18 protein-coding genes are annotated in these 12,420 nt (G+C 44.7%); 4 read left to right on the forward strand and 14 right to left on the reverse strand.

Features of this window, described 5'->3' with window-relative positions:
• Positions 1-12: 12 nt before the first annotated feature.
• From ACZ481_RS24925 to nifH, 3 genes are read right to left on the reverse strand one after another with little or no spacing between them, the layout of a single operon-like run.
• A complete protein-coding gene (locus tag ACZ481_RS24925; RefSeq protein WP_464768037.1) occupies positions 13-420 on the reverse strand; it encodes a P-II family nitrogen regulator in 408 nt (135 codons plus the stop codon).
• A gap of 14 nt (positions 421-434) precedes the next feature.
• The gene (locus ACZ481_RS24930; protein WP_144352173.1) at positions 435-761 is read right to left on the reverse strand and encodes a P-II family nitrogen regulator; all 327 of its coding nucleotides are present in this window, start codon (positions 759-761) and stop codon (positions 435-437) included.
• A 33-nt stretch (positions 762-794) separates the two neighbouring features.
• Entirely contained in the window at positions 795-1,622 is an 828-nt protein-coding gene (gene nifH, locus ACZ481_RS24935; RefSeq protein WP_464768038.1) for a nitrogenase iron protein, read from the reverse strand.
• A 552-nt stretch (positions 1,623-2,174) separates the two neighbouring features.
• Between nifH and ACZ481_RS24940 the strand changes: the two genes are divergently transcribed.
• Entirely contained in the window at positions 2,175-2,366 is a 192-nt protein-coding gene (locus tag ACZ481_RS24940) for a hypothetical protein (protein WP_464768039.1), read from the forward strand.
• 43 nt (positions 2,367-2,409) lie between these two features.
• Here the strand turns inward: ACZ481_RS24940 and ACZ481_RS24945 are convergent, their stop codons facing one another.
• From ACZ481_RS24945 to ACZ481_RS24965, 5 genes are all read right to left on the reverse strand, one after another.
• The gene (locus ACZ481_RS24945; RefSeq protein ID WP_464768040.1) at positions 2,410-3,171 is read right to left on the reverse strand and encodes a tRNA threonylcarbamoyladenosine dehydratase; all 762 of its coding nucleotides are present in this window, start codon (positions 3,169-3,171) and stop codon (positions 2,410-2,412) included.
• A gap of 325 nt (positions 3,172-3,496) precedes the next feature.
• Entirely contained in the window at positions 3,497-3,817 is a 321-nt protein-coding gene (locus ACZ481_RS24950) for a hypothetical protein (RefSeq protein WP_464768041.1), read from the reverse strand.
• 253 nt (positions 3,818-4,070) lie between these two features.
• The gene (locus tag ACZ481_RS24955; protein WP_464768042.1) at positions 4,071-5,099 is read right to left on the reverse strand and encodes a LacI family DNA-binding transcriptional regulator; all 1,029 of its coding nucleotides are present in this window, start codon (positions 5,097-5,099) and stop codon (positions 4,071-4,073) included.
• Between the two features lie 4 nt (positions 5,100-5,103).
• Positions 5,104-6,126 (reverse strand): PfkB family carbohydrate kinase, encoded by a 1,023-nt coding sequence (locus ACZ481_RS24960; RefSeq protein WP_464768043.1) that lies wholly within the window; start codon positions 6,124-6,126, stop codon positions 5,104-5,106.
• A gap of 28 nt (positions 6,127-6,154) precedes the next feature.
• Positions 6,155-6,802 (reverse strand): bifunctional 4-hydroxy-2-oxoglutarate aldolase/2-dehydro-3-deoxy-phosphogluconate aldolase, encoded by a 648-nt coding sequence (locus tag ACZ481_RS24965; protein WP_464768044.1) that lies wholly within the window; start codon positions 6,800-6,802, stop codon positions 6,155-6,157.
• A 229-nt stretch (positions 6,803-7,031) separates the two neighbouring features.
• On the opposite strand from ACZ481_RS24965, the gene ACZ481_RS24970 reads away from it, so the two are divergent.
• Entirely contained in the window at positions 7,032-7,220 is a 189-nt protein-coding gene (locus ACZ481_RS24970; RefSeq protein WP_464768045.1) for a YjfB family protein, read from the forward strand.
• A gap of 150 nt (positions 7,221-7,370) precedes the next feature.
• On the opposite strand, the gene ACZ481_RS24975 is transcribed toward ACZ481_RS24970, so the two are convergent.
• From ACZ481_RS24975 to ACZ481_RS24985, 3 genes are read right to left on the reverse strand one after another with little or no spacing between them, the layout of a single operon-like run.
• Positions 7,371-7,607 carry a DUF1653 domain-containing protein gene (locus ACZ481_RS24975; RefSeq protein ID WP_464768046.1) on the reverse strand — a complete coding sequence of 79 codons (237 nt, stop codon included), beginning with the start codon at positions 7,605-7,607 and terminating at the stop codon, positions 7,371-7,373.
• A gap of 22 nt (positions 7,608-7,629) precedes the next feature.
• Complete coding sequence (locus ACZ481_RS24980) at positions 7,630-8,208, reverse strand: ECF transporter S component (protein ID WP_464768047.1); 579 nt, start codon at positions 8,206-8,208, stop codon at positions 7,630-7,632.
• Positions 8,209-8,267: 59 nt separating this feature from the next.
• A complete protein-coding gene (locus tag ACZ481_RS24985) occupies positions 8,268-8,561 on the reverse strand; it encodes a hypothetical protein (protein ID WP_464768048.1) in 294 nt (97 codons plus the stop codon).
• 292 nt (positions 8,562-8,853) lie between these two features.
• Here ACZ481_RS24985 and ACZ481_RS24990 point away from each other — a divergent pair, with 292 nt between their 5' ends.
• Entirely contained in the window at positions 8,854-9,156 is a 303-nt protein-coding gene (locus ACZ481_RS24990; protein ID WP_464768049.1) for an SH3 domain-containing protein, read from the forward strand.
• Here the strand turns inward: ACZ481_RS24990 and metA are convergent.
• The 3 genes from metA to ACZ481_RS25005 form a co-directional block, all read right to left on the reverse strand.
• A complete protein-coding gene (metA, locus tag ACZ481_RS24995; protein WP_464768050.1) occupies positions 9,153-10,109 on the reverse strand; it encodes a homoserine O-acetyltransferase MetA in 957 nt (318 codons plus the stop codon). The two genes, ACZ481_RS24990 and metA, sit on opposite strands and share 4 nt — an antisense overlap.
• A 307-nt stretch (positions 10,110-10,416) precedes the next feature.
• Positions 10,417-10,743 (reverse strand): hypothetical protein, encoded by a 327-nt coding sequence (locus tag ACZ481_RS25000; RefSeq protein WP_464768051.1) that lies wholly within the window; start codon positions 10,741-10,743, stop codon positions 10,417-10,419.
• A gap of 91 nt (positions 10,744-10,834) precedes the next feature.
• Positions 10,835-11,506 (reverse strand): Crp/Fnr family transcriptional regulator, encoded by a 672-nt coding sequence (locus ACZ481_RS25005; RefSeq protein ID WP_464768052.1) that lies wholly within the window; start codon positions 11,504-11,506, stop codon positions 10,835-10,837.
• A gap of 144 nt (positions 11,507-11,650) precedes the next feature.
• On the opposite strand from ACZ481_RS25005, the gene ACZ481_RS25010 reads away from it, so the two are divergent.
• A complete protein-coding gene (locus tag ACZ481_RS25010; protein WP_464768053.1) occupies positions 11,651-12,208 on the forward strand; it encodes a DUF1638 domain-containing protein in 558 nt (185 codons plus the stop codon).
• Positions 12,209-12,420: the final 212 nt, after the last annotated feature.

Below are 12,420 nucleotides of genomic sequence, written 5' to 3' on the forward strand. Positions count from 1 at the left end.
GCCCTTTGCTATTTATACTGCTTCTTCACCTGATTCGCCAGTGCGAACCCGAATTGCGTCCAACATAGGTACTACGATAATTTTGCCGTCACCTACTCCGTTTTCGGTACGGTTTGCCGCCATGATCGCCTCAATGATGGTGTCGGCGTCTTCATCGTGAGCCAGAATAGTGAACAGCCGCCGCGGAAACAATCGGTGCCCGTCAAGAAAACCGTCAATTAACATCTCCGCATCCTGTTCGTCTGCACCGGCCAGCGCCATCATTTTGGCTTTTCGCTCGGCTACAATCGCCGGGTCATCGACTAATTGGCCACGGCCCATTACCTTAAAGGCGGTGAAACCGGCCACGCCAGCGTCTACAAGAGCTTTCTTCGTAGCGCCTGTTTTATTCATGCGCACGATGGCAATGATCTCTTTCATGGTGTCACCCTCCTTTACAGCTCTTTCATGCCGCTCGATACAGTGTATACCTCGGAAACAGGGCTGACGAAAATTTTACCGTCACCGTAAGCACCTTTTTCTCCGGTTTTCGCTGCCTCCATGATTACTTTAACAATTTCCTGTTTGTATTCGGCCCGCACAGCCATCAATAATAGGCTTTTGGGGATTTCATCATAGACGACACCGCCAATTTTGATGCCCTTTTGTTTACCTCGGCCGACGACGTCGACAACGGTAACCGCGTTGAATCCGGCTGCTGACAGCGCGGCCAATACCTCGTCTTTTTTGTCCGGTCTGATGATTGCTCTAATTAATATCACAATACTCACTCCTCATTTTATCGTCGGTCAGGCTTAGGCGATGGCATCAAGAAAACCGTGCTGCATCATCAGTTCTTCCAGACGATCCTGCGTCATAGGTTTAGGAACTACAAACATTCTGTTTTCGTCAATGGCTTTTGCCAGGTTACGGTATTCCTCGGCTTGACCAGCCTCAGGTTCAAAGTGAACAACTGTTTTCTTATTGATTTCCGCCCGTTGGACAACATTATCCCGCGGCACAAAGTAAATGAGCTGCGAGCCAAGCTCTTCGGCAAATGCCTTTAACAGCGGTAATTCATTATCTACCTTCCGGCTGTTGCAGATGATGCCGCCAAGCCGGACTTTACCTGATGCAGCATACTTTTGAATACCCTTGGCAATGTTGTTGGCAGCATAAAGGGCCATTAACTCACCTGATGCTACAATATATATTTCTTCGGCTTTGCCTTCACGGATTGGCATTGCAAAACCGCCGCAGACAACGTCACCTAATACGTCGTAAAACACATAATCAAGGTCGGAAGTATATGCACCCAGCGATTCCAGCATATTGATAGAGGTAATGATGCCGCGGCCAGCGCAGCCTACCCCGGGTTCAGGACCACCTGATTCAACACACATGGTATTTTTAAACCCTGGCTTTAAAATATCATCAAGATCAATATCGTCGCCTTCGTCACGCAGTGTATCAAGTACGGTCTTTTGACAAAGTCCGTTTAGCAGCAACCGGGTTGAGTCAGCCTTCGGGTCACAGCCAACCACCATTATGTGTTTCCCGGCCTCGGCCAATGCTGCCACTGTGTTTTGGGTTGTAGTTGATTTTCCTATACCGCCTTTACCATAAATAGCAACCTGTCTCATTTAAAAAATCCTCCCTTTGTTAAATAATGAGATAACTGGCATCCGGGTTTATGTTGAAAAATGTTGGTGTGTAGAATATAATGTAGATGGGCATGTCAATAAACCCTTGCCGTCACTTGGGGATGTGATGTTGCCCCGGCTTCACGGGTACTCGCAATACCCGTGAAGTCTTTTATTATGCACGAAAGCGATCACCTCCTTATATTGGTTGTAAAAAAGACAAGGCTTACCGCGTTGGTGAATGCGGTAAGCCTCATTGCTTTTGAATCTATTCTGTTGATAAAAATAAAAAAACTACGGGCAGAAAATTGCTCCATAGCTTCATTGCTGAAATCAAATACTGTTTATCACACTATAACATAGTTAAAACAGTCCTGCAATACCTTGCAACGATGTCGGAAAATTAAGTTTTCTACAATTCAGGACAACATAAATTTTTGTTGCTTTTCTACAGATATCCGGCTATAATCCCAATAGGCAAAGGAAAGGTAGCAACAGTCCCCCTGCCGCTTGGCCGGCAATCTATCCCTGGAAAAAATGGAGGCCTCAGTTATGGAATCAGATAAAGATCCGGTGCACGACCTGCTGACAGCAATCGTATCTTCCCTCAATAATACTCTCTATGATCTCGCAACTGAAAACGAGCGAAGCGGCAGCAAAGTCACTGCTAAACGCCTGGATTTTTCCCGGCAAAAGATTATGAGCGCATGGGAAGTATATAACCAAAACCGCAGTGCCAAATAAACCAAAGAAGCTTTATGGGTGAGCGATGCCCATAAAGCTTCTTTTATAATCTGGGGAAAACAATATCCTTAACCACTTCACCGGCAATAATCAGACCGGCTACAGAGGGGACAAAGGCGATACTGCCCGGAATCTGGCGGCGTGTTGTGCACTTGCGCGTTGTTCCCTGAGGGCAGACACAGCCTGTGCTACAGCTTGAGTTTTCCGTTTCCAGAGGTCTGAGCGGCTCCTCTTTAGAATAGACTACCTTTAACGAAGCAACGCCCCGCTTCCTCAGTTCCTGTCGCATTACTTTGGCCAGCGGACAAACGGAAGTACTAAAAATATCTGCCACTTCAAACCTGGTTGGGTCCAGTTTGTTGCCGGCGCCCATGGAAGAGATGATCGGAATATTTCTGGACTTAGCCTGCATTACCAGATCGATCTTGCCGGTGACAGTATCAATGGCATCTACAATATAACTGTAATCATCGGCAAGCAGTCTGGCGGCGTTGTCCGGCATATAAAACTCCTGGAAAACAGTTACTTCCGCCTTGGGGTTTATTTCCAGAATGCGACTGCGCATTATTTCAACCTTAGACTTACCAATTGTTTTTCTGGTTGCATGCAATTGCCTGTTAATATTTGTAAGGCAAATACAGTCATCATCAACCAGAACAAACTTGCCCACACCGGAACGGACCAGGCCTTCAGCAACAAAGGTGCCTACTCCGCCGATGCCAAAAATGGCGACTTTGCTTTGTTTAAGTTTTTGAAGGCCTTCTGCGCCGATTAACAATTCGGTCCGGGAAAACTCATGCAGCATATTGTCACCCTTTATATCAAAATTATGTGTATGTATTAGTGTAGCAAAATTCCCCAGACCAGTCAACGCTGCTGCGGCTACTTGCGCGAAACCCGGGGTTTAATCGTTTTTCCGCATTTCGGGCAAACATGAATACCTTCCTGATCAACTTCCATAACCACACCGCATTGAATATGCACCAACATCCTGCCACCTCCTAAATTAATTCCACAATAAACAGTATATGAGAAGCAAATAAAAATAGACCAGGATAATTTTTGCTTAACAATAGGTTTTCTGATAGATAAAAAGCTTTCCGGCAGCACCGGAAAGCTTTTCTATTGCCTTAGCGTTCAATATATACTAATGAAGGATCTTTACTGGCAACTAGTTTAAACGTGCTGCTGTCAGCGCCAATCTGTTGAACCAGCCAGTCACGGCTCAGGTCTTGCGGGGTGCAAATACTGATCGCAAACGCCTTTCTTGCTTTCGATAAAAGCTGACTGGGGAAAGTGACATTATCAATGACTGCAATATGAAGCCCCGAATTGACCTCGCCCGCTGCCATATGGCTTACCTTAGCTAATATCTCAGTACTAATCTGAACGTGGTTTTTGCCTGGTTCAGGTTCCACCAGCACCTGGAACACATACATTTTATCGCTCATCAACCGTCACTCCCCCTACATTCGTCCTATTTTTAGATACATTTTTATACAAACAATTGTATCATAGCAGGTTTTTTCCCGCAATGTGCAACATAGCAATTCACAATATTAGGACTAAAGTTTTTTCCAATCACGCACTACTTTGCCCATGGATCTTACACCTGTAACCCTAAAGACTTTACCGCTACTTTATCAGTCTGTGCAATGGTAAAAAGGTAAGTAATCGCACCTTGCGCATTACTTACCTTTTTACTTATTCAGCGCCTTGCTCACCACATGATTTACGCTTTATCAATTCCGGCTTAAACATTACTGTTGCCGGCTTTTTAGACATGCGCGGCGCTTTCAGGCGTTTCATCAACATGAGCGCCGCTTTATTGCCCATAGCGTAAACCGGCTGGGCAACAACAGTAATTGGCGGTTCAATAAGTTCCGCCCAATCCCAGTCATCAAAACCAAGTATGCTGACTTGGTCCGGTATTGATACCCGCATCTTTTTCAGGGCTCTAACCACCGCCATGGTCAGCAGATTATTCGCACAAAAAATTGCCGTGGGACTGCTCTCGCGCTGCCCTGCAGCTAACAATGCCTGCAGTTTGGCAGTAACATCGGCCTCATCCCCACCAGTACGTATCAGCCATTCTTCCCGGGACAGCAAGCGGTGTCCGGCTAAAGCGGCCTGATAAGCCTGAACCCGTTCCAGACGGGGACTGATATGGTCATACGGCAAAGTGAACATGGCAATCCGGCAATGACCAAGGCTCACCATATGATCGATAGCCTGTCTGACACCGCAGGCACTATCGACAGTTACCGTATCTAAATTAATTTCTGGCACCTTTCTGTCAATAAGCACAACCGGTGTTTGTTGATTTACCTGGGCAATTAAAGAATTATTACAGCTGGTGGTATTGATAATCAACCCATCAACCTGCTTATCAACAAGCATAGTAATATAGTCCCGCTCTTTGACCGGGTCATCATCGGCATTACATAAAATAAGATTAAAGCCCGCTTCTTGCAGTGTATCCTCAATTCCACGGATGATGCTGGTGGAAAAAGGATTTAAAATATTGGCCACAATTGCGCCTATCGTATGGGTACGTTTTTGCTTCAGACTGCGTGCCAGCGTATTGGGCCGGTAATCAAGTTCGGCAATGACCTGGGCAATACGCTCCCGGGTATCTGCTCCCATATGCTCGTACAGGCCATTTAGATAACGGGATACCGTACTTTTGGAGACACCGGCTCTCCGGGCAACCTCCGCAATAGTAACTGGCATTGCTTTACCGCTGAACGCGCCCTGAACCATCGCCAGCCATCAGGGCTTTTACTTCACTGACAGTTACATGGTTATGGTCACCTTCAATTGTATGTTTAAGACAGGAAGCGGCTACTGCAAACGCAAGGGCATCACTATTAGAGTAATTGTTGATAAGCGCATGAATTAAGCCACCGCCGAATGAATCGCCGCCACCTACACGGTCAACGATGTGGATGGCATAATTACGGGAGAAATAGAATTCATCGTCTTTATACAGCATGGCCGCCCAGTTATTATCAGAGGCTGAAATGCTGCCGCGTAAAGTAATGGCTACCGCTTTAAAGCCAAACCGTTCTTTAAGCTTCTTAGCCACATCCTTATATCCCTCATGGCTGAGCTTACCGCCGGTAATATCGGTATTATCGGCCTTGATGCCGAATACTTTTTCCGCATCTTCTTCGTTGGCAATGCACACATCAACATAGGGCATAAACTGAGCCATAACCTTACCGGCTTTTTCACTTGTCCACAGGTTCTTGCGGAAGTTAAGATCGCAGCTTGTGGTCAAGCCGGCTTCCTTAGCCGCTTTACAGGCATCAAGCACACACTCGGCAACACCATCCCCCAGAGCTGGCGTAATCCCTGTAAAATGGAACCAGGTTGCGCCCGCAAAGATCCTTTTCCAGTCAAAGTCTGCCCTCGTTGCCCCGGAAATAGCAGAGTGGGCACGGTCATACACTACCTTGGAAGGGCGTTGGGAAGCCCCTTTTTCACAAAAATAGATTCCCAGCCGTTCACCGCCCCGGACTATGTACCGGGTATCAACGCCATAGCGGCGCATTTCATTAACAGCAGCCTGACCGATGGGGTTTTCCGGAACCTTAGTGACAAATACAGCTTCTTCCCCATAGTTCGCCAGTGATACACATACATTTGCCTCTCCCCCGCCATAAACGGCTTCAAAACTGGGAGTCTGTTCAAATCGCTGATACCCTACCGGTGCCAAACGCAGCATAATTTCACCAAAACAAACGACCTTTTGCAAAATATCCACCTCTTAATTAGTTTTTATTTTATTTGCCACGAGCCTGGCGTACTTTGTCAATAAATTGTCTGCCAATCTCGGTAATCGACGCATAATCCCCCTTTTTCGCACCGGCAGTCAAATTACCGCCGACCCCGACAGCTACACAACCGGCTTTAATCCAGTCCTGCACATTTTCAAGGCTGACACCACCTGTCGGCATAACCGGCGCCTGCGGCAACGGCCCCTTCAGGGCTTTGACGAAAGATGCGCCCAATGCCTCGCCCGGGAATAATTTTATAATATCCGTACCGGCCTCCATCGCTTCAACAATTTCTTTAATTGTCATGCAGCCAGCCATGATCGGTATTTGATAACGATTGCACAGTTTGACAGTTTCCTGATTAAAGGACGGGCTGACAATATATTGGGCACCAGCTAATATGGCGGCACGGGCCGTCTCCGGGTCAAGTACTGTACCGGCGCCAATAATGATTTCACCGTTTTTATAAGTAGCGGCAAGATCCTTAATTACCTCAGCAGCACCAGGCACTGTAAAAGTAATCTCAATTGCGGCAACCCCGCCTTTCAGGCAGGCGTCAGCAATTTTCACAGCTTGTTCAGAGGTCTCTGCCCGTACAACAGCCACCACCCCGGCGTCCATAATTTTCTGCAATACATTTAATTTAGGTATCATTTACATCTCATCCCTTCTTTAGTAAACCGGTTTAGGAAACCGGTTTACTAAGTTATACGTGCATATATTAGCTATTTTTTTAAATATTCCTGCTACAGGGCAACCACATTACCAAAAAAATATTTGCCAGACTAAATCAGCTTGCTTGGATTAGAATACCTTCACCGGCATTGACTTGTACTGCTATATAAAGGTATACTGTACATATAGTTATAATGGAGGCAATAATATGGACATTGCAGCGCTTTCCGCAGCGGTTTCGCAAACGAATATCAGTAATCAGGCTGGTATTTTAGTAATGAAAAAAGTCATGGCTACGGCTTCCACGCAAAACCAGGGCCTGCTTGCACTGCTCCCGGCAGCAACTGCCCCGATTTCACCGTCTCATTTAGGTAATAGTATTGACATATCTGCATAACCTTCTGGCTGACCAGGAGTCTTGCCAAACTAATCAAAAAAAGTGGCCGCCATTCATAATGGCGGCTTTTTGTACCTCGACTTTCCCGAATAAGCGGCATAGCTTCGCTATGTCAAAGGCCCGGGCAAACCGTGATTTTTCTTGCTTACATCAGTCAGTTGCTAACTCCAGGGCAAACCGGGGAACTTCCCGGCCTTCAATTATAAGGTATTCACAAAACATGGTTTTCGGCCTGACCCATAAACCAAATTCTCCATATAAAGCCCGATAAACCACCATAGGTTCAAGAGTTTCACTATGAGAAGCTTCACCAATCACCAGATACTGCTGCCCTTTATAATGCCGGTAAATACCCGGCTTTAGTTTTTCCGGCTTACCTACTGTCATGATTAATCTCCTTACAGCCCTGTCAATGCAAAACAGGAGAAACTTTTTTATATACCAGCATTGTGATTATGGAAACAACAATCCCTTTAAATAAATTAAATGGCACTATAGCAAAAACAATAAACGTTTTTAAGTCAATAATCAACGGATTCGCCACCCTGCCCATGTTGACGATTGCCTCTGGCGGCAAGTGCAGGGCAATTTGATACAAAGGGATCAACACCCAGTAATTAAGCGCCGCTGCGGCCAGTGTCATTGAAACCGTTCCCGTTACCAGCGCCACGATTGCACCCGTACGGTTTTTTTGGCCTTTATAAACCATAGCAGCCGGTACTACCAACGCTGTGCCCACAAATAAATTTGCCATCTCGCCAATGCCGGCTGTTTGTGTGCTGGTTAAATGAATCAGATTTTTCAACAATACAATCAGCCCCCCTGCAAGCGGCCCTAATGCAAAGGCGCCAATGATAGCCGGTATATCACTAAAATCAAGTTTTAAAAAAGCGGGCATAAGAAGAACCGGCAGTTCTAGCGCCATTAAAATAGCGGCTGCACTGGCCAGAATGGCAATGCGCGTTGTATAAACCATGTTAGTATGCAACCATGTAGCCTCCTTACATTTCCATCAGCAATAGTCCTAAACCTATCCCTGCTGACAAATCAATGTAATGCTTGCGGATTATCCAGCATTGGGTTGTGTAAAGCCATAGCAATAAATTCAGTGAGTGCCGTTTCCATTACTGTCTCATGCACTGCCATGATATCATTCATGTCTAAGCCATGCCGAATGCTCATATATTCAAACACCCGGGCCAGGCTCTCGGCATAAACGCCCTGAACCTCCTCCGGCATTTTGCCTCTTAGCACATCATAATAAAGTATTCCGTAGCGTTTACTAATATCTTGCAGATGGAGGGCCAACAGATACTTATAATCTTCAATCAGATCAATCATTGGGTTCCTGCCTTTCTTCTGTTGTTAGCCTTATACGCTGTGTTCTTCCCGGGCTGAACTTCGCCAGGCTCTATGAATTATATTTATTAGGCTTAACTATATTTATGTATTCGCACCGGATTGCCAAATCCCTACATACTGGCCGATAAATTAATCATTGTATTAAAAACAAAAAATATAATGTGGTCAAGGCTGCGCCGGCGGAAAAAAAGCCTTTACATGAGATGTAAAGGCAAAAAAAAATTATGCCAAACCCCCAGCGTACATGATCACAACAATTACGGAGGTTAGCATGAAGAGTTTAAAATTTATCCTGTTGGTTTTCACTTTATTTGTCTTTACCGCAATAGCTAATACCGACCAGGTAAAAATTTATTCCGAGCCAACACCGTCAGGCACTGTTGTCAGCTTGTTACGGTTAGGCGATGTGGTTAAAGTATATGGGAAATCGCCGGATGGCCAATACCTTGAGGTTGAGCATAAAGGCAATCACGGGTGGGTAATTTTTAAATACCTGAGTCCCAAAGACCATAGGCTTAGTACTGATTATAACGGGGCCCCGGCGCCACAGCCGGCCAGTGGTATTGTTTTCTAAATACCATCTCCATAAAGCCCGCTTAAGTCTTCCGGGTCATTCAATTTATCCAAGTCAAAAGGCGTACCTTGATATACATAATAATTCAGCCAGTTTGAAAATAGCAAATTTGCCGCACTGCGCCAACGGACTACCGGTGTTTGCTGTGGGTCATCATTAGGATAATAATTGGCAGGAACATTAATTGGCAGCCCTTGGGCGACATCCCGGTCATATTCAGCCTTAAGGGTTAGCGGGTCATACTCAGAGTGCCCGGTAATAAACAAATGCCGGTGTTTTTTATCAATGATTGCATAAATGCCGGCTTCCGGTGATTCAGACAATATACATAACTGTGGTATTTTTTTTATGTCTTCTCGCCTCACCTCTGTATGCCGGGAATGAGGCACATAGAAAATATCATCAAAACCACGAAACAGCATTTTCTCTTTAATATTCACAGTATGAGGAAAAACACCAAACATTTTGTTGGCCAAGTTATATTTAGGTATTCCATAATGATGATATAAAGCGGCTTGGGCACCCCAGCAAATATGAAGCGTTGAATAAACATTGCGTCTGCTCCAGTCCATGATCTCACAAAGTTCATTCCAATATACGACCTCTTCAAAAGGGATTTGCTCTACTGGCGCGCCGGTAATAATCATGCCGTCATATTTACGTGTTTTTACATCCTTGAAGGTTTCATAAAATTTAACCAAATGCTCCTGTGAAGTATTTTTCGGTTCATAGGTAGCAGTATATATGAAGTCAAATTCCACCTGCAGCGGAGAATTCCCCAGCAGCCGCAGCAATTGTGTCTCGGTCACTATTTTGGTAGGCATCAGATTTAATAATAAGATCCGAAGCGGACGTATGTCTTGCGCATAAGCGCGATCCTCGTCCATTGCAAAAATATTTTCCTTTTCGAGGATGTTGACAGCCGGTAAATTATTAGGAATTTTAATAGGCATAGTTCCGCTCCTTTGTGCTTAAGTCTCTGTTGGCAGTACACAAGTTTTTTTATCGGTTCTTATTTGGATATCCAAAAGGCCCTATTTGCCTGGTTTAGACAAATAAAGCCTTTTTAAGAACCTTTTAAAATTTTTACAGCCTGGAGTAACAAGCAAGAATATATCAAATTATTATTAATATTATACTCTTTACTCTAAAAACATTCAATACAAAATTTCTATAGGTTTGCAAGTTTGTTGCTGCCGGTTGTAAACAACGACAGGGCATTGCCTTACTGATTGTCCGTATCTTCAATGTGCTACTCCTTTAGAGCAACGCCGTCGTTGTTTGTATTGTAAATATCAGTTCCCCGTTCTGAACTATGGCCTTGCCGGTAAATCGGTACCCCTGCTGCCCTGCAACTGCAACCGCCTGCAGGCAACCGGTTTCCAGCAAATTTTGCTGCGTTTTCTCCATCTTATACACACCAAAAACCAGTTGGCCTTCATTTGTGATCTGTTTTACTTTTCCCACCACAATCAAATGAGGCTCCCCCTGCCCGGAAACAGATACTAAAGCCAGGAAAGGCGATGCTAAAACCACTTCTTTCACTTCAGGACTAAGCACGGCAAGCGTATTCAATTTAGCGTCCATGTTTATCACTCCTTGTATTAGGTTAGGGTAACTAATACAAGAATACTCTGGGAAAAGAGGATATTGCTATTAACTATTTAACACAGTATTGTCAAAAACATCTATTTTTTAGAATATAATACCTATTTTCCCTGCAGAGATAATTTTTTGCCGTTAACTCTTTGATTGACTGGGAAACCATTACCCTGGAGGCTCCCACCAGTGCAGCAATCTCCTGCTGTGTTAAAAAAATAGTAATACGTGTCCCGTCGGCACAAATCTCACCATGCTCGCGGGCCAGCCGGATCATCAGTCCCAGTATTTTTTCCTGGGTTGATTGTCTGTTTTCTTCAGACATTTGCTCCCATACATGATACAGGCGGTCATTTAGATTTCTAATAATCTCTAATGCCAAAGCAGGTTCTTTTTTAATCACACTTTCAAATGTGGCTCTGTTAATACTGCAGACTTTAGCCTCTTCCAGCGCGACTGCGGTTGCCACCTGCATGGCATTGGGGCGAAACAAGGCTGTCTCCCCCAGCATTTCACCGGGGCCCACAATTTGCAGAATTGTCTCGTTACCGTCTGCGGTCATCCGCAGAACTTTAAAACGCCCGTCTTTGATAACATAAATAGTATCTGCCGCTTCTCCCTGTTGAAATAAAATTTGTCCTTTTCGCATTTGCTGCTTATTAGCAGCCCAGCAGATATGCTTGAATACTTCCATACTTAACCCGGCGAACAACATATTATCGCGTAAGCATAAACATCCTTTATTACTCATACACATGCCCCGACCCTCTTACGATTTACTTTATTCGCATCACAGTGCCTCCGACTAAATTCCCGGCTCTGTTAAATGTTTTATATTCTTAGCTGCAAATGACATCTATAATTAGAGCAAGAAGATAACAGGGAGGCAACTGTAATGGCAAATAGACTCTTATGCTGTGAGATACTACGCACTGAAGTTGAGCAGCTTTTACAAGAGAAAAATATTGAAGTGCAATATGTAGAAGCTGGTTTGCACGCGGATCTAAAAAAACTGGAGTCGGCGGTTAAATCCGGCTTGCAAAAAATGGGTAACGGTAAAGATATATTATTGGGGTTCGGAACCATGTGTCATCCGGATATAGAGAACATTGCAGCAGACTGTGGCAGCAATACCTTGCCTGCAAAAAACTGTATTGAAATCCTGCTTGGTGATAGATTGAAAGAACTGGATAACCAGGCAAAGACGTTTTATATTACAGGCGGCTGGCTTGCAAACTGGCACAAAATATTTATTGAACAGCTTAAATGGGACAGTATTGATGCCAGGCAGAATTTTGGCTTTTATGACCGCATTCTGCTGCTTGATGCCGGCCTGGTCCCCATAGAAGATGAGCAGATATTAGAATTCTTTGAGTACACTCAGGTCCCGATTGAAATTATGCCTATAGAACTGGACAATTTGAAGAAACTGCTTCTCCCCTATCTGGATTAACTATAAAGCGGCCTGCTTCTTGGTCGGGGCAGGCTGTTTAATTGTCTAAGCAAGGACTGTTCATACGCCAGGACCTGTTGGCGACCATATCATACGCAGGCAGTTGGTTATCATTTTAATTTTAGCCTAAAATGCAATAAAAGTCTGTAAACAGCTTTACATGCAGACAAAGAATTAACCGGGCTGTGATCTGCGTTTGATCAGCACCTAAT

This window comes from Sporomusa intestinalis (genome assembly GCF_055383785.1).